Origin of the sequence: Pseudomonas sp. A1230 (genome assembly GCF_044218825.1) — a bacterium.
GTDB classification, from domain to species: domain Bacteria; phylum Pseudomonadota; class Gammaproteobacteria; order Pseudomonadales; family Pseudomonadaceae; genus Aquipseudomonas; species Aquipseudomonas iridis.
Genome location: NZ_CP162582.1, coordinates 4,738,542 through 4,759,772 on the forward strand (window position 1 = coordinate 4,738,542; position 21,231 = coordinate 4,759,772).

Below are 21,231 nucleotides of genomic sequence, written 5' to 3' on the forward strand. Positions count from 1 at the left end.
GCTTCGCGAGCAGGCTCGCTCCCACAGGGGTACATCATGGTTTGTCAGGGGTCAGGCAGTAATGTTCAATCAACTGTCGCAATAGATGCACGGTAGGCTGCAAACGTGACATTTCAAGGTATTCGCCCGGTTGATGCGCACAGGCAATATCACCGGGGCCAAGTACGATGGTTTCGCAGCCAAGACGCTGAAGATAAGGCGCTTCGGTGCCGAACGCTACTGCTTCGGCAGTGTGGCCGGTGAGCTTTTCGGCAATACGCACCAATTCGGCGTCCGCGTCCTGCTCAAATGACGGCACTTCCGGGAACAATGGCTTGTAGTCGATCTTCACCTGATGCCGCTCGGCAACCGGGTTGAGCTTGCGCAGAATCTCCGCCCGCAGGACTTTCGGGTCCATACCCGGCAACGGCCGCAGGTCGAACTCCAGCGAACACTGGCCGCAGATACGGTTGGGGTTGTCGCCACCATGGATGCAGCCGAAATTCATGGTCGGTTGCGGCACGCTGAATTGCGGATTGTTGTATTCGCGCTGCCACAGCAGGCGCAGGCCGCGCAGTTCGCCGATGGCATCATGCATGGCCTCAAGGGCGCTGTGCCCCAGGCGCGGGTCCGACGAGTGCCCGCTCTGCCCAAGGATGTCGATGCGCTCCATCATGATGCCTTTGTGCATGCGAATCGGCTTGAGCCCGGTCGGCTCGCCGATCACTGCTGCGCGCCCCAACGGCCGCCCGGCCTCGGCCAGCGCGCGGGCGCCGGACATCGAACTTTCTTCATCACAGGTAGCGAGGATCAGCAGCGGTTGCTTGAACGGCTGATCGAGCAGCGGCAGCACGGCTTCGATGATCAGGGCGAAGAAGCCCTTCATGTCGCAACTGCCCAAACCGACCCAGCGGCCGTCGACTTCTGTGAGTTTCAGCGGATCGGTCTGCCATAAGGCGTCGTCGTACGGCACCGTGTCGCTGTGCCCGGCCAGCACCAGACCGCCAGGGCCGCTGCCGAAACTGGCGAGCAGATTGAATTTGCCGGGGCTGACCTGCTGGATATCACAGCTGAACCCCAGATCACCCAGCCATCCCGCGAGCAAATCGATTACCGCCCGGTTGGACTGATCGAGGCTCGGCTGGGTGCAGCTGACCGATGGCGCGGCAATCAGCGCAGCGAACTGGTCTTGCATGGATGGCAAAGGCATCGCTGACTCCAACTCCCGATTTGAAGTCCATCATAGAACCATCCGGCGTCAGGAATAAACCGCCGCAGGGCGTAGGACGAATCAGTCCTGTACACTGCACGGCCTTGGCAGCCACATATTCCCCGGCTGCGCTCCCGATCCTGGATTTTCCGGCCATGCAGAAAGAAACCGAAATCAAACTCCGCGTCAGCCGCGAAACCCTCGCGGCCCTGCGCGAGCACCCTCTTCTGAAAAAACGCAACAAAAGTGGCTGGGAACGCCGTGAGTTGATGAACCAGTACTTCGACACCCCGGAGCGCGATCTGGCCCAGGCCAAAGTCGCCCTGCGCCTGCGCAAGGACGGCGATGAGGTGATTCAGACCCTCAAGACCCGCGGCCAGAGTGTCGCCGGTCTGTCCGAGCGTAACGAGTACGACTGGAAACTGCCCAAAGCCAAGCTCGACGTGAAGAAACTCGACGGCGAATGCTGGCCAGAGTCGCTGGCCGAGCTGGACAAGAAAACCCTGAAGCCGATCTTCACCACCGATTTCGTCCGCGAGCGCGCCGAAATCGCCTGGGGCCGCGGCAAGAGCAAAGTAGTCATTGAAGCGGCGCTGGATCTGGGTCATGTCGTGGTTGGCAAACAGAAAGAAGAGATCTGTGAGCTGGAACTTGAACTGCGCGAAGGCGAGCCTGAAGCGTTGCTGGAACTGGCCGCTGAACTGGCGCAAACCCTGGCCCTGATGCCGTGCGACATCAGCAAGGCAGAGCGTGGCTATCGTCTGTACGACGCCAACAGCTACTCGCTGAGCCTTCCGGCGCCACAACTGACGGTTGAAACTCAACTGGACGACGCTTTCGCCGCCCTATGCTGGCATTTGCTCGGCAGCAGCCAGCGTCTGGCCGAGCAGTATCGTTTCAACGGTCACTGGCGTTTGTTGCAAGACTGGGTCGAGAACCTCGCCGAAATGCGCGCTCTGCTCAGCAGCCTCGGCCAGGCCGCTCCGCGTCCTTCGACCCACGACCTGCGCGTGGCTCTCGACGCACTGCTGGAAGACTGGCGTCCGCTGGTTCAGGTGGGTATCGAAGACGAAGATGTGCGCAAAGCCGCGCCGGAGCAGTTCCTCGAAGAGCTGGAAGACCCACGCTGGGGCCTGTTCTCGCTGACGGCTTCGCGCTGGTTGCTGGCTCGCAGCTGGACGGCTGATCGTAACGTGCGTGGCAACCGTCAGGGTGGCGCGCAGCTGCACAGCTGGTTGCCGCGTCTGCTCGGCGAAGAAGCCACGGCCCTGCAATTGCAGCGCTATCAGCAGCAGCCGGAAGATCTGGCTGAACAGCTGCCACGTATCGAGCGCATTCAGGTCTGGCTGCACCACGCCCGCAATGTACTGGAGATCCCGGAAATGGATCGCCTGTACGGCGAGCTGAACAAGCTGGCGCAACTGGCCAACGAGCCGACGATCACTGACGAACTGCTCGATGCACGCAAGCAGCAGGCGATTGCGGTTTATCAGAATCGTGCGTGGAAAATGCTGCTGCGTATGTAATACCGCCATCGCTGGCAAGCCAGCTCCCACAGGGTTTGATGTTGAAATGTAATTTGTGTTTCAACACAAAACCTGTGGGAGCTGGCTTGCCAGCGATGAGGCCAACAGCCTCACCTCAAACCGGCAGGCTTGTTGTGGACTTGATCTCCGACAGCGCCACAATCGAGTTCACTTCCTGTATCCCCGGCACCAGCGACAGCTTCTCGAAGAAGAACCGCTCATACGCCTCGATGTCCGCCGCGACAATTCGCAACAGAAAATCCACCGCGCCCATCAGCACATAACACTCCAGCACCTCCGGAAAACCGCGAATCGCTTCGGTGAATTCGGTGAAGTTCGAACGCCCGTGAGCGTTGAGTTTGATCTCGGCAAAGATCTGCGTGTTGAGGCCGATTTTCTTGCGATCGAGCAAGGTCACCTGGCCGCGAATGATCCCCTCCTCCTTCATCCGCTGAATCCGCCGCCAGCACGGCGATTGCGACAAGCCCACCTGCTCGGCGATCTGCGCGCTCGAGAGCGACGCGTCCTCTTGCAGCAAAGCCAGAATCTTGCGGTCGTAGCTGTCCAGCTCGCTGTGCATAGAAAAACCTCAAACAGAACATTCTGCGAATTGATCCAGTTGATCAAACGCCAATAGCGCTCATCTTAGATAAGAAATACCCGGCAGCGAATGTAAAAATTCCTCCAGTTATTTTGGAGCCCCGCCATGCCGCACCTTGAAGCCGTCAACACCCCCCTGACCCGCGCCGATGTCTGGAACGTCAATAACGTCCACTGCCTGGCGCAGTATCAGATTCTCGCCGAGGCCGAACCGGATCTGCTGGTGCGCGTGCTCAACCTGTTCGCGTTGCAGTTTCTTACGCCTGAGCAAGTGAACGTGCAGCGAATGGATGATCTGTTGTCGATCGACCTCGTCATGGGCGGCCTGAGCTGGCATCGCGCGCAAGTGATTGCGGAAAAACTTCGTAACCTGATCAGCGTCTGTTCGGTGAATCTGCAGAACACCGACACGGCGTGGGCTGAACCGGCGCAAGCGGCCGGCTGACAAATCCGGCAACGGCTTCGTCGGGTAGTGGCCCAACGGTCTGCGGGGCCGCGACTATCCTTTTGCGCACTGTCGCTTAAAAGGAAGCCCGCATGTCCGTTCAACTTGCCACTCAGGACCGCTGGCTGGAACTCAATGATGTGTTGCGTGAACTGGTCGCCCAAGGCTTCATCAGCCAGGATTCGGCGGAGCAGGCGCTCAATGCCCGCCGTCGCCACGCCGCGCATGGCCAAAAGCATCCGCTGGAGTTTATCGCCAGCCAGCAACTGGACGACCTCAGCCGTCCGGGCAAGCATCTGGATCTCGAAAGCCTGACTCTGTGGCTGGCGCAACAGGCCGGCCAGCCTTATCTGCGCATCGATCCGCTGAAGATCAACGTTGCCGCCATCACTCCGTTGATGTCCTACGCCTTCGCCCAGCGCCACAAGATTCTCGCGGTGGCGGTTGATCGCGACTCGGTGACGGTAGCCAGCGCCCAGCCCTATGTGACTGGCTGGGAAGCCGATCTGACTCACGTCTTGAAGTTGCCGATCAAGCGGGTGGTGGCCAACTCGGCGGACATCCAGCGTTTCAGCGTCGAGTTCTTTCGCCTGGCCAAATCGGTCAGCGGCGCCAGTAACGCCGATCAACAGAACGGCAACCTCGGCAACTTCGAACAACTGCTCAACCTCGGCGCCAGCGATCAGGAGCCGGACGCCAACGACGCGCACATCGTCAACATTGTCGACTGGCTGTTTCAGTACGCCTTTCAGCAGCGCGCCAGTGATATCCATATCGAACCGCGTCGCGAGCAAGGCACGGTGCGGTTTCGCATCGACGGTGTGTTGCACAACGTCTATCAATTTCCGCCGCAGGTAACCATGGCGATTGTCAGTCGCCTGAAAAGCCTCGGGCGCATGAACGTCGCCGAAAAGCGCAAACCCCAGGACGGCCGGGTCAAGACCAAAACCCCGGACGGCGGCGAAGTGGAGTTGCGCCTGTCGACCCTGCCCACCGCGTTCGGCGAAAAAATGGTCATGCGGATTTTCGACCCGGATGTGCTGCTCAAGGACTTCGATCAACTCGGGTTTTCCGCCGACGATTTGCGCCGCTGGCAGGACATGACCCGCCAGCCCAACGGCATCATTCTGGTCACCGGGCCCACAGGTTCGGGCAAGACCACCACCCTCTACACCACCCTGAAAAAACTGGCGACGCCGGAGGTCAACCTTTGCACCATCGAGGACCCGATCGAAATGGTCGAGCCGGCGTTCAACCAGATGCAGGTGCAACACAACATCGACCTGAGCTTCGCCGCCGGGGTGCGCGCGCTGATGCGACAGGACCCGGACATCATCATGATCGGCGAGATCCGCGACCTCGAAACCGCCGAGATGGCGATTCAGGCGGCACTCACCGGGCATCTGGTGCTCTCGACCTTGCACACCAACGATGCGCCGAGTGCGATCAGCCGGTTGCTTGAACTGGGCGTGCCGCATTACTTGATCAAGGCCACGGTGCTCGGGGTCATGGCCCAACGGCTGGTGCGGACCCTGTGCCCACACTGCAAGGCACCGCTGACTCTGGACGAGGAGGATTGGCAAACCTTGACCCGTCCCTGGCAGGCGCCACTGCCGGGCAACGCGCAAAGGGCCATCGGCTGCGTGGAGTGTCGCGACACGGGTTATCACGGACGCGCGGGGGTTTACGAAATCATGCAACTGAGCGACAGCCTCAAAGCCTTCATCACCCCGGACACCGACCTCACGGCGATCCGTCGCCAGGCATTCAAGGAAGGCATGCGCAGCTTGCGCCTCTCCGGCGCGCAGAAAGTTGCGGCGGGGCTGACGACGGTGGAGGAAGTGCTGAGGGTGACGCCGCAAAGTGAGCTGAAATAGGCGCCCAGGGAACCGGATAGGGAAAATGACGATCCAACCAGTCATTCAACACCAGTGGAGTCACCCCCTCATGCGTCTCAAACTTGCTGTCGCTACCCTCGCCCTGCTGTCTCTGCCTGTTGGTTCGGCAATGGCCGACAGCTTCTGGCGTAATGTCATTTCCTCCGGCGCCACCACCGGCTCGACTTACCTGACCTTCAAGGATCACAAGCTGATCGTCGCCGCGCAGGACGACGCCGGCAGTTTCGTTGCCAGCGACGGCGGCATCCGTGGCCCGTACCTGGAAGCTGCGATGCAGAAAGTCCGTAACGACAATCCGGGCCTGCAGGCGACGGACATGGAACTGGCGAACGCGATTCTGGCGAAGAACGCCGTGGCTTCCGAGTAAGTCGTTCGCAGACAAAAATGCCGCTCATTTGAGCGGCATTTTTTTGCCCGGATTTCAGCCCCATCCTGTAACCCTGTGGGAGCGAGCCTGCTCGCGAAAGCAATCGTTCAGCCAGCATTTGCGGTGACTGACACGCCGCTTTCGCGAGCAGGCTCGCTCCCACAGGGGATGGCATGCTTACAGGGCAATCAGCGGTAATCGTCGACCGGCACGCAAGCGCAATACAGATTGCGGTCCCCATAGACATTGTCGACCCGATTCACCGCCGGCCAGTACTTGTGTGCCTTCGTGTGCGCATCCGGGGTGATGCCTTGCTCGATGCTGTACGGCCGCTCCCACACGCCGGTGACATCCGCCAAGGTATGCGGCGCACGCTTGAGCGGGTTGTCTTCCGCCGGCCAGTTACCGTTCTGCACCTCGGTGATTTCCGCGCGAATACTCAACATCGCGCCGATGAACCGGTCCAGCTCAGCCTTGGATTCGCTCTCGGTCGGCTCGACCATCAAGGTGCCCGGCACCGGGAACGACATGGTTGGCGCATGGAAGCCGTAATCCATCAGGCGCTTGGCGACATCCTCCTCGCTGATCCCGGTCTGCGCTTTAAGCGGTCGCAAATCGAGAATGCATTCATGGGCCACGCGACCATTGCGACCGGTGTAGAGCACGGGAAACGCACCGGATAAATGCTGCGCCAGGTAGTTCGCCGCGAGGATCGCCACCTCGCTGGCGTCTGCCAGTTGCGGCCCCATCATGGCGATGTACATCCAGCTGATAGGCAGAATACTTGCACTGCCCCACGGCGCCGCGCTGACTGCTCCGTTCTGCGCCAGCGGCCCGTCGATCGGCACCACCGGATGGTTGGCGACGAACGGCGCCAAATGTGCACGAATGCCGATCGGCCCCATGCCCGGCCCACCACCGCCATGGGGAATGCAAAAGGTTTTGTGCAGATTCATGTGCGACACGTCGGCGCCGATGTCCGCCGGTCGCGCCAGCCCGACCTGCGCATTGAGGTTGGCGCCGTCCATGTACACCTGACCGCCATGCTTGTGGATAACCTCGCAAATCTCGCTGATGCCCTCCTCGTACACACCGTGGGTCGATGGATAGGTCGCCATCAGGCACGACAACTTATCCCCAGCCTCGGCGGCTTTTACCTTCAAATCCTCCAGATCAACGTTACCCGCCTCGTCGCACTCAACAATCACCACGCGCATCCCGGCCATTTGTGCCGAGGCTGGATTGGTGCCGTGGGCCGACGACGGAATCAGGCAGATATCCCGTGCCCCTTGCTGGCGGCTCTCGTGATATTTGCGGATCGCCAGCAGCCCGGCGTACTCGCCCTGAGCGCCGGAGTTGGGCTGCATGCAAATCGCATCGAACCCGGTAATCGCGCACAACCAGCGCTCAAGCTCTTCGATCATCAAGGTGTAGCCGACCGCCTGCTCCCTGGGCACGAAAGGATGCAGATTGGCGAACTGCGGCCAGGTGATCGGGATCATCTCGCTGGTGGCGTTGAGTTTCATGGTGCAGGAGCCCAACGGGATCATCGACTGGTTCAGCGCCAGATCCTTGCTCTCCAGTTGCTTGAGATAACGCAGCATCTCGGTTTCGCTGTGATGGGCGTTGAACACCGGATGACGCAGATAAGGTGTGCTGCGCTGAAGATTGTCTGGAATGCCGGAAATCAGCGCCTCAGCGTCAAGATCGTCGACGATCAGCCCATGATCGGCGCCAAGCAGCACATCGAACAGCTTTGCCACGGTGTGCTCGTCACACGTTTCGTCGAGGCTCAGACCGACCCGGCCACGGCCGAGAATCCTCAGGTTGATTTGCGCAGCCTTGGCGCTTTCGATAATCGCGGTTTGCGCGCCGCCGACGTCCAGTGTCAGCGTGTCGAAAAACTGTGCGTTGACCCGGTTGATACCGTGGCGCTCAAGACCTGCCGCCAGAATGCAGGTCAGCCGATGCACCCGCTGCGCGATCCGCTTCAAGCCTTCCGGCCCGTGATAGACCGCGTAGAAACTGGCGATGTTGGCCAACAGCACCTGCGCCGTGCAGATGTTCGAATTGGCTTTCTCGCGGCGGATATGTTGCTCGCGGGTTTGCAGGGCCATGCGCAACGCGACGTTGCCGCGGGCGTCTTTCGACACACCGATGATCCGCCCGGGAATCGCCCGTTTGTATTCCTCGCGACTGGCGAAAAAAGCGGCGTGCGGCCCGCCATAGCCCATCGGCACGCCAAAGCGTTGAGACGAACCGAACACCACATCGGCGCCCAACTCACCCGGCGGCGTCAGCAACAACAAACTGAGCAAATCAGTGGCGACACAGGCCAGCGCCTGCTGGGCATGCAAGTGATCGATGAGCGGCCGCAGATCGCGGATCTCGCCGTGGGTGTCGGGGTATTGCAGCAGTGCTCCAAATACGTGGTGCTGCTTCAAGTTATCCACAGCGCCGATGATCAACTCGAAACCGAAACCTTCGGCCCGGGTCTGCACGACGGAAATGGTTTGTGGATGACAGTTCTCGTCGACAAAAAACAGATTGCTCTTCGACTTGGCGACACGTTTGGCCAGTGCCATGGCTTCCGCCGCCGCAGTAGCCTCATCGAGCAATGAGGCGTTGGCCAGTTCCAGGCCGGTGAGGTCGATGGTCAGTTGCTGAAAATTCAGCAGCGCTTCGAGCCGACCCTGGGCAATCTCCGGTTGATACGGCGTGTAAGCGGTGTACCAACCGGGATTTTCCAGCACATTGCGCAAGATGACGGTCGGCGTGAGCGTGCCGTGGTAGCCCATGCCGATCAGGCTGGTCCAGACCTGATTCTGCTCGGCGTAGCCACGCAGCCTGGCCAGCGCCGCTTGCTCATCCAGCGCTGGCGGCAGATCCAGTGCGCGATTAAAGCGAATGCCCGGGGGCACGGTCTGCTCGATCAGTTCACCTCGGCTGCCGAGGCCGAGGCTGTCGAGCATGGCCTGCTGCTCGGCGGCGTCGGGACCGAGATGGCGGCGCAGGAAGGCCTCGGGATCGCGTAACTGGCTCAGGGACGGCAACTGGGACATGACGGGCTCTCTCTTGGCTGGCGCTCGGCGTCAAGGCAAATACGGTCAAACCAGCATAGCAGTCCATGTCGCCGCCAATTTTCAGAGCAACCCCTTTCCCCTTGTGGGAGCGAGCCTGCTCGCGAATGCGGTGTGTCATTCAATTCAAATGTGTCTGACAGACCGCTTTCGCGAGCAGGCTCGCTCCCACAGGGAAAAATCATCGCCCATGAAAAAGCCCCGACAAGTCGGGGCTTTGGGGTGCAGCGCTCAGCTTACTCGCCGATGGCAGCCTTATAGGCAGCCGCGTCGTGCAGCTTGTCCAGCTCAGCCTTGTCGCTTGGCTTGAGCTTGAAGATCCACGCACCGTATGGGTCGGAGTTCAGCAGCTCAGGCGAACCGCTCAGCTCTTCGTTGATCGCGATCACTTCGCCGCTGACCGGGGCGTAGATGTCGGAAGCGGCTTTCACCGATTCGACCACACCGGACTGATCGCCAGCCGCAAATACTTTGCCGACTTCGGTCAGCTCGACGAACACCACATCACCCAGCGCTTCCTGCGCGTGATCGCTGATGCCCACAGTGACGGTGCCGTCGGCTTCCAGACGTGCCCATTCGTGACTTTCGGCAAAACGCAGGTCGGCAGGAATATCGCTCATCTTCAGTGTCCTCAAGAAATTGTCAGCGGTGGTGCCCGCCGGAAAAGGTTAGATCAAAGTTTTGCCATGGCGTACGAAGGTCGGTTTGACCACTCGCACCGGGTACCACTTGCCACGGATTTCCACTTCGGCGCGGTCGGCAGTCGCCATCGGAACACGCGCCAGGGCAATCGATTTGCTTAGCGTAGGAGAGAAACTACCACTGGTGATCTCCCCTTCGCCAACATCGGCGATACGAACGACCTGGTGGGCACGCAAAACACCGCGTTCCTCAAGCACCAGACCGACCAGTTTGTGTGCAACGCCAGCGGCTTTTTCCGCCTCCAGCGCAGCACGGCCGATGAACTGACGCGAGGCCGGTTCCCAGGCGATGCTCCAGGCCATGTTGGAAGCCAGCGGCGAAACGTCTTGATGAATGTCCTGACCGTAGAGGTTCATGCCGGCCTCCACACGCAACGTGTCGCGGGCACCGAGGCCGATCGGGGAAATGCCGGCACCCACCAGATCGTTGAAGAATGCCGGGGCCTGATTGGCCGGCAATACGATTTCCAGACCGTCTTCACCGGTGTAACCGGTGCGGGCAATGAACCAGTCGCCGTCGGTCTCGCCTTCGAAGGGTTTGAGGTGCTGGATCAGCGTGGCACGCGACTGGGTGACCAGTTCGGCAATCTTGTGCCGGGCATGCGGGCCTTGAATGGCCAGCATCGCCAGCTCCGAGCGCTCGTGCAGTTGCACGGTGAAACTGCCGAGTTGCGCCTGCATCCAGGCCAGGTCCTGATCACGGGTCGAGGCGTTGAACACCAGACGATAACCGTCTTCGAGGCGGTAGACGATCATGTCATCGACGATGCCGCCACGCTCGTTGAGCATGGTGCTGTACAACGCACGGCCGGGGCGGTGCAGGCGTTCGACGTCATTGGCCAGCAAATGCTGGAGCCAGGCCTTGGCCTGGGCGCCGTTAACATCGATTACGGTCATGTGGGACACATCGAACACCCCGCAATCGCGGCGCACTTCGTGGTGCTCCTCGACCTGCGAGCCGTAATGCAGTGGCATGTCCCAACCGCCAAAATCGACCATCTTCGCGCCGAGGGCGAGATGCAGGTCATACAGAGGCGTACGCTGTCCCATGGGTTTCTCCTTCCGGGCGTGGCGAGGGTGCGGACTGCCGCTGCACGGCTGAAAGCCTCGAAATATAAGGCTTTGAGCTGTTTCCAGCGAACGGGTCTGTCAGACGAACCGCACCGAATGCCGCGCATTGTAGCCGCATGATTCAGGACTGACGACTAAGTGTTTCGGTGCGCCGAGCGACGGATCAGACCAATGACCGGCAATAGCCCGACCAGAACCAGGGTCAGCGCCGGCAACGACGCCCTCGCCCATTCGCCTTCGCTGGTCATTTCAAAGATGCGTACGGCCAGCGTGTCCCAGCCAAACGGGCGCATCAGCAGGGTTGCCGGCATTTCCTTGAGCACATCGACGAACACCAGTAGCGCCGCGCTCAACGTGCCGGGCAACAACAACGGCAGATACACTTTGAAAAACAGTCGCGGCCCACTGACACCCAGGCTACGTGCCGCTTCCGGCAAAGATGGCCGTATACGCGCCAGACTGTTTTCCAGCGGGCCATACGCGACGGCAATGAACCGCACCAGATATGCCATCAGCAACGCCACCAGACTGCCGAGCAACAACGGTTTGCCTGCACCACCGAGCCAGCCCGAAAGCGGAATCACCAGTTCGCGATCCAGATAACTGAAGGCGAGCATGATCGACACCGCCAACACCGAGCCCGGCAGGGCGTAACCGAGGTTGGCCAGGCTGACCCCGGAGCGGATCGCCCGGGTCGGCGCCAACCGTCGGGCGAACGCCAGCAGCAACGCAACGCTGACAGTGATCAATGCCGCCATGCCACCCAGATAGAGGGTGTGAAGAATCAACCCGGCGTAGCGCTCATCGAGATCGAAACGCCCGCGCTGCCAGAACCACACGACCAATTGCAAAACCGGAATCACAAACGCGCAGGCGAAGACCAATGCGCACCAACTCATCGCCGCTACAGCTTTGACCCCGCGCAGGTGATACAGCGCCTTGATCCGCGGTCGCTCGTTGCTCGCCCGGTTCGCGCCGCGTGCACGACGTTCGCCGTACAGCACCAGCATTACCACCAGCAACAACAGGCTGGCCAATTGGGCCGCACTGGACAGGCTGAAGAAGCCGTACCAGGTCTTGTAGATCGCCGTGGTGAAGGTGTCGAAGTTGAACACCGAGACCGCGCCGAAATCCGCCAGAGTCTCCATCAACGCCAGTGCCACGCCCGCACCAATCGCCGGACGCGCCATCGGCAACGCTACGCGCCAAAAGGCTTGCCAGGGTGATTGGCCGAGCACGCGCGCGGCTTCCATCAGGCCTTTGCCCTGAGCGAGAAACGCCGTGCGTGCCAACAGGTAAACGTAGGGGTAGAAGACCAGCACCAACACCAGAATCACCCCACCGGTGGAGCGAACACGCGGCAGCCGCAGGCCGGAACCGAACCATTCACGCAGCAGGGTTTGAACGGGCCCGGCGAAGTCAAGCAAGCCGACGAAGACGAAAGCGAGCACATAGGCCGGGATGGCGAAGGGCAGCATCAGTGCCCAATCGAGCCAGCGGCGGCCGGGGAATTCGCAGAGGCTGGTGAGCCAGGCGAGGCTCACACCCAGCAGCGTCACACCGAAACCAACGCCGAGCACCAGCGTCAGGGTGTTGCCCAGCAGGCGCGGCATCTGGGTTTCCCACAGGTGCGACCAGATCTGTTGATCGATGGTCTGCCATGACAGCAGCAGAACGCTCAGGGGCAACAGCACCAGCGCGGCAATGGCGAAGACGATGGGATACCAGCGGCGTTGGGCGGGGTGGGCCACTTGCGAACTCTCGTGGAGGAAAAACGTAGAGTGTAAGGAGAAAAGCAAAAAGATCGCAGCCTTCGGCAACTCCTACAGTGGGATTGTGCTCACCCTGTAGGAGCTGCCGAAGGCTGCGATCTTTTGCTCTCTAAATCAGCAGACTCAGTTCCAGCCCGCCCGATCCATCATGCGAATCGCCTCGGCCTGGCGCTTGCCCGCCACTTCCACCGGCAAGGTGTCGGCAATGAACTTGCCCCATGCGGCCACTTCTTCCGACGGTGCAACGGCAGGGTTGGCCGGGAATTCCTGGTTCACGTCGGCGAAGATTTTCTGCGCCTCAGGCGTGGTCATCCACTCGACCAGTGCCTTGGCGGCTTCCGGGTGTGGTGCATGTTTGGTCAAGCCGATACCCGACAGGTTGACGTGCACACCGCGATCCGCCTGATTCGGCCAGAACAGTTTCACCGGCAGTTCCGGCTTCTGCTTGTGCAGGCGACCGTAGTAGTAGGTATTGACGATGCCGACATCGCACTGCCCGGCATTGATCGCTTCGAGCACTGCAACGTCATCGGAGAACACATCGGTGGACAGGTTGTTGACCCAGCCTTTGAGGATCTTCTCGGTCTTCTCGGCACCATGCACTTCGATCATGGTTGCGGTGAGAGACTGGTTGTAGACCTTCTTCGCCGTGCGCAGGCACAGACGACCTTCCCAGTTCTTGTCGGCCAGTGCTTCGTAGGTGGTCAGTTCGCCCGGCTTCACTCGCTGGGTGGAATAGGCGATGGTCCGTGCGCGCAGGCTCAACCCCGTCCAGGCGTGGCTAGAGGCGCGGTATTGCTGAGGGATATTGGCGTCGATGGTTTTCGAGGTGAACGGTTGCAGGATGCCCATCTGCTCGGCCTGCCAGAGGTTGCCGGCATCAACGGTCAGCAGCAGGTCGGCGGTGGCGTTTTCGCCTTCAGCCTTGATGCGCTGCATCAGCGGCGCTTCCTTGTCGGTGATGAACTTGATCTTCACCCCGGTTTTGGCGGTGTAGGCATCAAACACTGGTTTGATCAGTTCATCGATGCGCGAGGAGTAAACCACCACCTCGTCGGCGGCCTGGGCAGTGGTGCTGCCGATCAGGGTCAAGGCCAGTGCGGTCAGAAGACGCTTGGGTGCCAACATGGGAGTGGTCTCTCGGTCGGGAAATGTGGGCCAAATGATAAGGACTCACATTTACGTTCTCAATCGATCACTTGGGCAAGGAGTTACCAGATGTTGCACGGCGCTAAACGAATCCCTGTAGGAGCTGCCGGAGGCTGCGATCTTTTGACTTTGTTTTTTAAGATCAAGGTCAAAAGATCGCAGCCTTCGGCAGCTCCTACATAGGGACGCATTGCCAAATGTAGGAGTGAGCCTGCTCGCGATGAGGCCGTCAGCCTCAATGCAGGCCTCAGGGTTTTGCGAGTGCCGGAAGGTCACCCGTCAAACCGAGGGCTTCACGCACAAACAGCGCCTTGGCCTCAGGCATCTGCTCAACCAGCTTCAACCCGGCATTACGCAACCAGCGCACAGGCAGCGGATTGGCCTGGAACAAGCGCTCGAACCCTTCCATCGCCGCCATCAACGCCAGGTTATGCGGCATGCGCCGGCGCTCGTAGCGGCTCAGCACTTTCACATCCGCCAGCCGTTCACCACGCTCGTTAGCCTGCAACAGCACTTCAGCCAGCACCGCCGCATCGAGGAAACCCAGGTTCACGCCCTGCCCCGCCAGCGGGTGAATGGTGTGCGCGGCATCGCCGATCAGCGCCAGGCCTTCAGCCACATAGCGCTTGGCGTGGCGCTGACGCAGTGGCACGCACAGCCGTGGATCGGCACTGACGACGTCGCCCAGGCGACCTTCAAACGCCCGCTCCAGCTCTCGGCAGAATGCCGCTTCATCCAGCGCCATCAAACGCTCGGCTTCGCTCGGCGTGGTCGACCAGACGATCGAGCACCAGTCCTGCTGACCCTCGCGTTCCAGCGGCAGAAACGCCAGCGGCCCGTGATCGGTGAAGCGTTGCCACGCCGTCATCTGATGCGGCTTGCTGCTGCGCACGCTGGTGACGATGGCGTGATGCAGGTAATCCCACTCGCGGGTCGCGACACCGGTCAGACGGCGCACCGCTGAGTTGGCGCCATCCGCCGCGATCACCAGCGGAGCGCGCAACTGCCGACCATCGGCCAGGGTCAGCAACCAGTCATCGCCGGAGCGGCGCATCTGTTCCAGCCGTGCGTTGGCCAGCATGCCCAGATCGCAATCGTGCAAACGATCGAGCAAAGCATCCTGCACCACACGATTTTCGACGATATGGCCGAGTACATCGGCATGCACGCTGCTCGCCGAGAAGTGAATCTGCCCGGTGCCGCTGCCGTCCCAGACATGCATGTCGGTGTACGGACTGCTGCGTCGACTGGCGATGCCTTCCCACACGCCAAGGCGTTCGAGAATCCGCTGGCTGGCCGCCGACAACGCACTCACCCGCGGTTCGAATGGCGCCTGGGCATCGAACGGTTTGACGCTCAGCGGGCTGCCGTCGAGCAGCAAAACTTCCAGGCCACTGTCCTGCAACGCCAGCGCCAGGGCGCTGCCGACCATTCCGGCTCCGACAATCAGCAGATCTGCGCGCATTTCCATGCTTTAAGCCTGTCTCGCTTGCGGCTTGAGCCGCACGTAAAGGGTTTTACCGACCCGCGCGACAAGGTTGCCGGCGCCGTCATGAATATCGACCTGCAACTGCGGCAGGTACTTTTCGCCAGTGGCGGTCTGCCGACGGACCTCATCCAGCAAGGTGTCGTCGATGGTAAACCGGGCGAACACCGGGCCTTTGCCCGGCGCAATGAAATCGATGTCGGCGGCCTTGTCCCAGACGATGTACCGCGACCCGAGGTTTTCCATCAGCATCAACATGAAAAAAGGATCGACCATCGAATACAGACTGCCGCCAAACTGCGTGCCGACGTAGTTGCGGTTGTACCAGCCCAACCCCATCGACACCTGAATGTCGCGAAAGTCGTCGCTGATGTGCCGTACCCGAACACCGGCGCCGAGATACGGCGGGTAAAAGGTCATCACCCAACGCATCAACCGCGCCTTGCCGAACTTGTTGCTCAACCACTTAAGCATCCGGACGAGTTCCCAAACCCATGGCCTGGCGGGCGAACCAGCGCTTGGCGGGGGGTAACAGGTCGAGACCGAGCAAACCGATGTTGCGCCCCAGCGATACCAACGGCTGGGTGCTGCCGAACAGCCGCGTAACCTGATCGGAGAACCCCACCGTGAGGTCCTGATCGAGACGCTGACGCTCGCGATAAGCCTGCAACGTGGCGAAGTCGCCCAGCGGTTTGTCGCTGGCGAGCAACGCCGCGGCGAGAGCATCGGCATCACGCAGGGACAGGTTGAAACCCTGCCCTGCAATCGGATGCAAACTGTGCGCGGCGTTGCCAAGTACGGCCAGATGCGAGCGCACCTGCTCTTCGGCTTCGACCAGCGACAGCGGATACAAATGCCGCGCCCCCACCTGTTTCAGCGTGCCGAGACGGTAACCGAACACGCCCTGCAATTCGCTGAGGAAATCGCGCTCGCTCAAATCGGCCAAGCGTTGCGCATCCATGCCCAGACGAGTCCAGACCAATGCGCAACGGTTATCCGGCAGCGGCAGCAACGCCATCGGGCCCTCGTCGGTGAAACGCTCGAACGCCATGCCGTTGTGCGCTTCGCTCGGGGTGATGTTGGCGATCAGCGCACTCTGGTTATACGGACGCTTGCGCACGTTGATGCCCAACTGCTCGCGTAATCCGGAGCGCCCGCCATCGGCCAGCACCGCGAGGTCGCACTCAATGGTGGTTTCATCATTAAGGGTCAGGCGATAGCCGTCGGACAACGGCTCCATGCGCGTGACTTCCGCCGGGCAACGCCAGCTGATCACATCCTTGTCGACGTGGTGCCACAGGCATTGGCCGAGCCAGGCGTTTTCCACCACGTAACCGAGCGCCGGCACACCTTCTTCCATCGCCGACAACCGCGCGGTGGAGAAGCGGCCACGATCGGACACATGGATCTGTTTGATCGGCTCGGCGCGACGGGAGATTTCCTGCCACACGCCCAGCCGTTGATAAATTTGTCGTGCGCCGAAGGACAGCGCCGAGGAACGTGCATCGTAGCTCGGCTGCCAACTGTCGCCAGGCGCGAACGGTTCGATCAGCACGATTTTCCAGCCGCGCGCCTTGGCCCCGGCCTGCAGCGCCAATGCCAGACTGGCGCCGACCAGGCCGCCACCGATGATTGCCAGATTGACTCGACTCATGCCGCGTGTGTCCGTGCTTGCGCCATCAGCGCTTCGATGTCGGCGACGGTTTTCGGTACGCCGTTGGTGAGGATTTCACAGCCGGTCTTGGTCACTACCACGTCATCCTCGATGCGCACGCCAATGCCGCGCCATTTTTTCGCTACGTTCTGATTGTCCGGGGCGATGTAGATACCCGGCTCCACGGTGAGCGCCATGCCGACTTCCAGCACGCGCCATTCGCCGCCGACCTTATACTCGCCGACGTCGTGTACATCCATCCCCAGCCAGTGGCCGGCGCGGTGCATGTAAAACGCTTTATAAGCCTCAGTCGCGATCAATTCGTCGACATCGCCCTGCAACAGGCCCAGCTTCACCAAACCTGCGGTGATGACTCGAACCGTGGCTTCGTGCGCCTGATTCCAGTGCTTGTTCGGGGCAATTTCAGCGAACGCGGCTTCCTGCGAGGCGAGTACCAATTCGTAGATCGCTTTCTGCTCGGGCGAAAACTTGCCGTTGACCGGCCAGGTGCGGGTGATGTCGCTGGCGTAGCAGTCGATTTCGCAACCGGCGTCGATCAGCACCATATCTCCGTCCCTGAGCAGCGCGTCATTTTGCTGATAATGCAGGATGCAGCTATTGCGCCCGGCGGCAACGATCGAACCGTAGGCCGGCATCTTCGCCCCGCCCTTGCGGAATTCGTAATCGAGCTCGGCTTCGAGGCTGTACTCGTAGAGCCCGGCGCGGCTGGCCTGCATCGCGCGGATGTGGGCCTGGGCCGAGATCCGTGCGGCTTCGCGCATCACCTTCACTTCTGCCGCCGATTTATACAGGCGCATGTCGTGCAGCAGGTGATCCAAGGCAACGAATTCGTTCGGGGGCTGGGCGCCGAGGTGCGCTTTAGAGCGGATCACGTTGATCCAGTCCATCAGGTGTCGGTCAAATTCGGGGTTACTGCCCATCGCCGAATACACCCGGTCGCGACCTTCGATCAGGCCCGGGAGAATGTCGTCGATGTCGGTAATGGGGAAGGCGTCGTCGGCGCCGAAGTCGCGTATCGCGCCTTCCTGGCCGGCGCGCAAGCCGTCCCACATTTCGCGTTCGGCGTTGCGTTCACGGCAAAACAAAACATATTCGCCATGCTCGCGGCCGGGCATCAGGACGATGACGGCTTGCGGCTCGGGAAAACCGCTGAGGTACTGAAAGTCGCTGTCCTGGCGGTAGACGTGCTCGACGTCGCGGTTGCGGATGGCCACCGCGGCGGCGGGCAGAATTGCGATGCTGTTGGGTTCCATCTGCGCCATCAGGGCCTTGCGGCGACGGCTGTATTCCGCTTTCGGGATATGGGTCATGGGCAGATGGCTTTCCCTGGCTCGCGATTAATGCAGCGACGGCTTGGCGGCTGGCGGCACGTCGGCTTTTTTGGTTTCCGTGAACAGCAGCAGCGGCGCGACGCGCAGGTACTCCATGACTTCCATGTAGTCGGTCTCGCCGTCTTCGGATTCTTCCAGGGCATCTTGCACCTGGGAAATGGCGGCCAGATCCTGCAACACTTCGGTGGCTTCAGTGCTGAGCATGCTGCTGTCGCGGCAGTTCAGGCCGAAACCGCTGAGGAAGCCCTGGCACCATTCGCCCAGTGCGGCGGCACGCTCAGCCAGTGGCGCGTCATCGGTCGGCAGCAGCAGGACGACAGTGACGTCGTCGCCGGTCAGCTCACCCTTGACCATCTCTTGCAGACCGATCAGGGCGTTGCGGATGTTGTCCTGGGGCTCGCTTTCGAGCAGCTCGGCGGCATCGATCAGCCACTCGTCGGCGTTGAAGCCGGCACCGGCGCAACTGCGCCCGAGCAGCAAGCCGTGCAGTTCGGCAGGCGAGACGTTATGGCCGCTGGAGGTCAGCAGGGTGGCAAAGGCTTGGTACGGGGAATTCGCAATGGTCATGGGCAGCTAGGCGCCAGACGGCGCTATGTCTAGAATGGAGGCCTTGTATCCTACATCGACAGACTCGCCAAGACTATTAAAGGCTGTCCGCCAGCTAACCCATCAGACAGTGAATCCAATGGAAGACAACGACCTGCAAGCGCTGATGGCCAGACTCGAACTGCTGATTGGCCGAGTCGAGCAACTAAAGAGTCAAAACGCACTCTTACTAGCTCAGGAAAAGACCTGGCGCGAGGAACGCGCGCACCTCATTGAAAAAAACGAAATCGCCCGGCGTAAGGTCGAATCGATGATTTCGCGCCTCAAGGCCCTGGAGCAAGACTCATGAGTTCAAGCAATAGCGTTACCGTGCAGATCCTCGATAAAGAATATTCGATCATTTGCCCGCAGGAAGAGCGCAGCAATCTGGTGAGCGCCGCACGCTACCTGGACGGCAAGATGCGCGAGATCCGCAGCAGCGGCAAAGTCATCGGTGCCGACCGCATTGCTGTGATGGCCGCACTGAACATCACCCACGATCTCTTGCACAAAGAAGAGCGTCCGGACATTCAAGCCAGCGGCTCGACCCGTGAGCAGGTGCGTGACTTGCTCGATCGTGTCGATCTGGTCCTGGCCGACGATCCGGACATCAGCAAGGGCTGATTCGCCCGTCCGCTTGAGGTATACTCGCGGCACTCCCTGGGGTGCTTGCCAGTTGACGATGTCCCTGAGCCGATTCGCACTACCCTGGAAGTTGCACGTTGGGCTGGTGTGCATGTCCGCCAGACGGAAAGCCTTAAAGTCTACTGCATCTTCCACCTTGAACTTTCGGGTTCAAGGGCTAAGTTGACAGCGGTTCATCCGGGGAGCCTGATTCGAATCCGATGTCGGTGAATGCCGACATCGGATTTTTTATGCGTACGTTTTCGTCCAACCTGCCGAAGCCGAACCATGACCGAACTCGCGCTGCTGCCCCGCCCGCAACTCCGCCGCCTGCTGCGCAAGGCGCGCCGCGCACTGACTGCTGCTGAACAACGCCAGGCTGCCAAAGGCTTGTTCCGGCAATTGGCGCAAGACCCGCACTTTCGCCGGGCAAAACACATCTCCCTGTACCTGCCCACCGACGGTGAAATCGATCCGCGTCTGCTGCTGCGTGAAGCACAGCGCCGGGGCAAGGCCACGTACCTGCCGGTGCTCAGCGCCTGGCCGCGAACCAAAATGGTGTTCCAGCGCATCCGGCCCGGCGAAAAACTCAAACCCAACCGTTTCCGCATTCTTGAGCCGCGCGCCAATCTGGCTCGCCAGCGCAAGATCTGGACACTGGATCTGGTGTTGTTGCCACTGGTGGGATTTGACGACGTCGGCGGACGTCTGGGGATGGGCGGCGGCTTCTATGATCGCAGCCTGGCGTATCTGGCGCGGCGCAAGAACTGGCGCAAGCCGACATTATTGGGTCTGGCCCATGAATGTCAGAAGGTCGAACGGCTGGCGCAGGCGAGTTGGGATGTACCGTTGCAAGGCACGGTCACTGATAAGGCGTGGTATTTCGTAGACTGAACGCCGCAGATCAGCGGCGTCGAGGAGGCAGTTTCAGCGCTTGAAGGCTGTCGACTGTTGAACCTGTTGCGCGATTTCAATCGGTGCGTCGGCCTTGTTGGCCCACAGGCTTTGCGCGTAACCGGTGGTCACAACGCCCAAACCAAACAAAATAACCAAAACCCAAAGCAAATCCGGTTTGCGTTTCATCGATTGCCCCCCTCAAGGCACATCATCACGATGACAGCAGCGGTTTCCATTCGTAGGCCGTGCAGCAGCGTCAAGCTTTAAAGGCCGGCATTTTGCGACAACGAGAACCTGTGCGCAAACGCTGACGTCAACCGACTGTCGGTTTGTCATAAAATTGCCCGACAACTTGCCCAAAGAACGCTCCAGGAGCAAAAACCATGGCCTATTGGCTGATGAAATCCGAACCTGACGAACTCTCGATCAAAGGCCTGGAGAAACTCGGCAAAGCGCGCTGGGACGGGGTTCGCAACTATCAGGCTCGCAACTTCCTGCGCGCGATGGCGGTGGGGGATGAGTTCTTTTTCTACCATTCCAGCTGCCCGGAGCCGGGAATTGCCGGGATCGGAAAAATAATCGAGGCGGCGTATCCGGATCCGACGGCGCTCGACCCTGAAAGTCATTATTTCGATCCGAAGGCCACGGCGGAGAAAAACGCCTGGAGTGCAATCGACGTGGCGCACGTCGAAACCTTTGCGCGGGTGTTGAAACTCGATTATCTGAAGCAGCAGCCGGCGCTGGCCGAGATGCCACTGGTACAAAAAGGCAGTCGCCTGTCAGTGATGCCCGTCACCGCCGAGCAGTGGGCCGCTGTGCACGGCTTGCGCTGAGA

The 21,231-nt window shown here is 60.6% G+C and carries 21 protein-coding genes and 1 other RNA gene; 9 read left to right on the forward strand and 13 right to left on the reverse strand.

Translation table 11 applies throughout. From position 1 onward, the window contains the following. Positions 1-34 precede the first annotated feature (34 nt). The gene (gene argE / locus AB4P97_RS22200; protein WP_042561650.1) at positions 35-1,189 is read right to left on the reverse strand and encodes an acetylornithine deacetylase; all 1,155 of its coding nucleotides are present in this window, start codon (positions 1,187-1,189) and stop codon (positions 35-37) included. A gap of 155 nt (positions 1,190-1,344) precedes the next feature. Between argE and AB4P97_RS22205 the strand changes: the two genes are divergently transcribed. Continuing rightward, the gene (locus AB4P97_RS22205) at positions 1,345-2,715 is read left to right on the forward strand and encodes an inorganic triphosphatase (protein ID WP_150604752.1); all 1,371 of its coding nucleotides are present in this window, start codon (positions 1,345-1,347) and stop codon (positions 2,713-2,715) included. A gap of 115 nt (positions 2,716-2,830) precedes the next feature. Here the strand turns inward: AB4P97_RS22205 and AB4P97_RS22210 are convergent, their stop codons facing one another. Continuing rightward, positions 2,831-3,295, reverse strand: a complete 465-nt coding sequence (locus AB4P97_RS22210) for an Lrp/AsnC family transcriptional regulator (protein WP_016983809.1) — start codon at positions 3,293-3,295, stop codon at positions 2,831-2,833. A 126-nt stretch (positions 3,296-3,421) separates the two neighbouring features. On the opposite strand from AB4P97_RS22210, the gene AB4P97_RS22215 reads away from it, so the two are divergent. The 3 genes from AB4P97_RS22215 (at position 3,422) to AB4P97_RS22225 (ending at position 6,025) form a co-directional block, all read left to right on the forward strand. Then, complete coding sequence (locus tag AB4P97_RS22215) at positions 3,422-3,760, forward strand: hypothetical protein (protein WP_395597917.1); 339 nt, start codon at positions 3,422-3,424, stop codon at positions 3,758-3,760. Between the two features lie 92 nt (positions 3,761-3,852). Beyond that, the gene (locus AB4P97_RS22220) at positions 3,853-5,637 is read left to right on the forward strand and encodes a GspE/PulE family protein (RefSeq protein WP_042561653.1); all 1,785 of its coding nucleotides are present in this window, start codon (positions 3,853-3,855) and stop codon (positions 5,635-5,637) included. A gap of 70 nt (positions 5,638-5,707) precedes the next feature. Further along, positions 5,708-6,025, forward strand: a complete 318-nt coding sequence (locus AB4P97_RS22225) for a DUF2388 domain-containing protein (RefSeq protein ID WP_042561654.1) — start codon at positions 5,708-5,710, stop codon at positions 6,023-6,025. 188 nt (positions 6,026-6,213) lie between these two features. Here AB4P97_RS22225 and gcvP read toward each other — a convergent pair whose 3' ends face one another. The 10 genes from gcvP to AB4P97_RS22275 form a co-directional block, all read right to left on the reverse strand. Next, positions 6,214-9,087: an aminomethyl-transferring glycine dehydrogenase gene (gene gcvP / locus AB4P97_RS22230; RefSeq protein ID WP_395601628.1), complete on the reverse strand. Its 2,874-nt coding sequence runs from the start codon at positions 9,085-9,087 to the stop codon at positions 6,214-6,216. Positions 9,088-9,341: 254 nt separating this feature from the next. Then, complete coding sequence (gene gcvH / locus AB4P97_RS22235; protein ID WP_047304068.1) at positions 9,342-9,725, reverse strand: glycine cleavage system protein GcvH; 384 nt, start codon at positions 9,723-9,725, stop codon at positions 9,342-9,344. A 48-nt stretch (positions 9,726-9,773) separates the two neighbouring features. Beyond that, the gene (gene gcvT, locus AB4P97_RS22240) at positions 9,774-10,856 is read right to left on the reverse strand and encodes a glycine cleavage system aminomethyltransferase GcvT (protein ID WP_042561657.1); all 1,083 of its coding nucleotides are present in this window, start codon (positions 10,854-10,856) and stop codon (positions 9,774-9,776) included. 155 nt (positions 10,857-11,011) lie between these two features. Beyond that, positions 11,012-12,628: an ABC transporter permease gene (locus AB4P97_RS22245; protein WP_395601629.1), complete on the reverse strand. Its 1,617-nt coding sequence runs from the start codon at positions 12,626-12,628 to the stop codon at positions 11,012-11,014. A 144-nt stretch (positions 12,629-12,772) separates the two neighbouring features. Further along, positions 12,773-13,777 (reverse strand): extracellular solute-binding protein, encoded by a 1,005-nt coding sequence (locus AB4P97_RS22250; protein ID WP_042561659.1) that lies wholly within the window; start codon positions 13,775-13,777, stop codon positions 12,773-12,775. A gap of 268 nt (positions 13,778-14,045) precedes the next feature. Continuing rightward, on the reverse strand, positions 14,046-15,263 hold the full coding sequence (locus AB4P97_RS22255) for a 2-octaprenyl-3-methyl-6-methoxy-1,4-benzoquinol hydroxylase (protein ID WP_181818472.1): 1,218 nt from the start codon (positions 15,261-15,263) through the stop codon (positions 14,046-14,048). Between the two features lie 9 nt (positions 15,264-15,272). Next, a complete protein-coding gene (locus tag AB4P97_RS22260; RefSeq protein WP_042561661.1) occupies positions 15,273-15,758 on the reverse strand; it encodes a DUF4442 domain-containing protein in 486 nt (161 codons plus the stop codon). Continuing rightward, positions 15,751-16,938 carry a 2-octaprenyl-6-methoxyphenyl hydroxylase gene (gene ubiH / locus AB4P97_RS22265; protein WP_042561662.1) on the reverse strand — a complete coding sequence of 396 codons (1,188 nt, stop codon included), beginning with the start codon at positions 16,936-16,938 and terminating at the stop codon, positions 15,751-15,753. The genes AB4P97_RS22260 and ubiH overlap by 8 nt, the downstream gene beginning before the upstream one ends. Further along, positions 16,935-18,269 carry a Xaa-Pro aminopeptidase gene (gene pepP, locus AB4P97_RS22270; RefSeq protein WP_042561663.1) on the reverse strand — a complete coding sequence of 445 codons (1,335 nt, stop codon included), beginning with the start codon at positions 18,267-18,269 and terminating at the stop codon, positions 16,935-16,937. Before pepP ends, ubiH begins: the two co-directional genes overlap by 4 nt. A gap of 27 nt (positions 18,270-18,296) precedes the next feature. Continuing rightward, positions 18,297-18,857, reverse strand: a complete 561-nt coding sequence (locus AB4P97_RS22275) for a YecA family protein (RefSeq protein ID WP_042561664.1) — start codon at positions 18,855-18,857, stop codon at positions 18,297-18,299. A gap of 118 nt (positions 18,858-18,975) precedes the next feature. Between AB4P97_RS22275 and AB4P97_RS22280 the strand changes: the two genes are divergently transcribed. The 4 genes from AB4P97_RS22280 (at position 18,976) to AB4P97_RS22295 (ending at position 20,393) form a co-directional block, all read left to right on the forward strand. Further along, on the forward strand, positions 18,976-19,185 hold the full coding sequence (locus tag AB4P97_RS22280) for a TIGR02449 family protein (protein WP_016985919.1): 210 nt from the start codon (positions 18,976-18,978) through the stop codon (positions 19,183-19,185). Further along, positions 19,182-19,499, forward strand: coding sequence for a cell division protein ZapA (locus AB4P97_RS22285; RefSeq protein WP_007967943.1), 318 nt, complete (start codon positions 19,182-19,184; stop codon positions 19,497-19,499). Before AB4P97_RS22280 ends, AB4P97_RS22285 begins: the two co-directional genes overlap by 4 nt. Before the next feature lie 30 nt (positions 19,500-19,529). Continuing rightward, positions 19,530-19,708: non-coding RNA, 6S RNA (gene ssrS / locus AB4P97_RS22290), on the forward strand. Between the two features lie 79 nt (positions 19,709-19,787). Beyond that, on the forward strand, positions 19,788-20,393 hold the full coding sequence (locus AB4P97_RS22295; RefSeq protein WP_042561665.1) for a 5-formyltetrahydrofolate cyclo-ligase: 606 nt from the start codon (positions 19,788-19,790) through the stop codon (positions 20,391-20,393). A 33-nt stretch (positions 20,394-20,426) separates the two neighbouring features. Here AB4P97_RS22295 and AB4P97_RS22300 read toward each other — a convergent pair whose 3' ends face one another. Continuing rightward, positions 20,427-20,582 carry a hypothetical protein gene (locus AB4P97_RS22300; RefSeq protein ID WP_164488117.1) on the reverse strand — a complete coding sequence of 52 codons (156 nt, stop codon included), beginning with the start codon at positions 20,580-20,582 and terminating at the stop codon, positions 20,427-20,429. A gap of 197 nt (positions 20,583-20,779) precedes the next feature. Here AB4P97_RS22300 and AB4P97_RS22305 point away from each other — a divergent pair, with 197 nt between their 5' ends. Next, positions 20,780-21,229, forward strand: a complete 450-nt coding sequence (locus tag AB4P97_RS22305) for an EVE domain-containing protein (protein ID WP_395601630.1) — start codon at positions 20,780-20,782, stop codon at positions 21,227-21,229. Positions 21,230-21,231 lie beyond the last annotated feature (2 nt).

Coding starts and splice junctions, on each gene's coding strand:
- argE (WP_042561650.1), bottom strand. CDS start 1,189: ATGCCTTTGCCATCCATGCAAGACCAGTTCGCTGCGCTGATTGCCGCG.
- AB4P97_RS22205 (WP_150604752.1), top strand. CDS start 1,345: ATGCAGAAAGAAACCGAAATCAAACTCCGCGTCAGCCGCGAAACCCTC.
- AB4P97_RS22210 (WP_016983809.1), bottom strand. CDS start 3,295: ATGCACAGCGAGCTGGACAGCTACGACCGCAAGATTCTGGCTTTGCTG.
- AB4P97_RS22215 (WP_395597917.1), top strand. CDS start 3,422: ATGCCGCACCTTGAAGCCGTCAACACCCCCCTGACCCGCGCCGATGTC.
- AB4P97_RS22220 (WP_042561653.1), top strand. CDS start 3,853: ATGTCCGTTCAACTTGCCACTCAGGACCGCTGGCTGGAACTCAATGAT.
- AB4P97_RS22225 (WP_042561654.1), top strand. CDS start 5,708: ATGCGTCTCAAACTTGCTGTCGCTACCCTCGCCCTGCTGTCTCTGCCT.
- gcvP (WP_395601628.1), bottom strand. CDS start 9,087: ATGTCCCAGTTGCCGTCCCTGAGCCAGTTACGCGATCCCGAGGCCTTC.
- gcvH (WP_047304068.1), bottom strand. CDS start 9,725: ATGAGCGATATTCCTGCCGACCTGCGTTTTGCCGAAAGTCACGAATGG.
- gcvT (WP_042561657.1), bottom strand. CDS start 10,856: ATGGGACAGCGTACGCCTCTGTATGACCTGCATCTCGCCCTCGGCGCG.
- AB4P97_RS22250 (WP_042561659.1), bottom strand. CDS start 13,777: ATGTTGGCACCCAAGCGTCTTCTGACCGCACTGGCCTTGACCCTGATC.
- AB4P97_RS22255 (WP_181818472.1), bottom strand. CDS start 15,263: ATGCGCGCAGATCTGCTGATTGTCGGAGCCGGAATGGTCGGCAGCGCC.
- AB4P97_RS22260 (WP_042561661.1), bottom strand. CDS start 15,758: ATGCTTAAGTGGTTGAGCAACAAGTTCGGCAAGGCGCGGTTGATGCGT.
- ubiH (WP_042561662.1), bottom strand. CDS start 16,938: ATGAGTCGAGTCAATCTGGCAATCATCGGTGGCGGCCTGGTCGGCGCC.
- pepP (WP_042561663.1), bottom strand. CDS start 18,269: ATGACCCATATCCCGAAAGCGGAATACAGCCGTCGCCGCAAGGCCCTG.
- AB4P97_RS22275 (WP_042561664.1), bottom strand. CDS start 18,857: ATGACCATTGCGAATTCCCCGTACCAAGCCTTTGCCACCCTGCTGACC.
- AB4P97_RS22280 (WP_016985919.1), top strand. CDS start 18,976: ATGGAAGACAACGACCTGCAAGCGCTGATGGCCAGACTCGAACTGCTG.
- AB4P97_RS22285 (WP_007967943.1), top strand. CDS start 19,182: ATGAGTTCAAGCAATAGCGTTACCGTGCAGATCCTCGATAAAGAATAT.
- AB4P97_RS22295 (WP_042561665.1), top strand. CDS start 19,788: ATGACCGAACTCGCGCTGCTGCCCCGCCCGCAACTCCGCCGCCTGCTG.
- AB4P97_RS22300 (WP_164488117.1), bottom strand. CDS start 20,582: ATGAAACGCAAACCGGATTTGCTTTGGGTTTTGGTTATTTTGTTTGGT.
- AB4P97_RS22305 (WP_395601630.1), top strand. CDS start 20,780: ATGGCCTATTGGCTGATGAAATCCGAACCTGACGAACTCTCGATCAAA.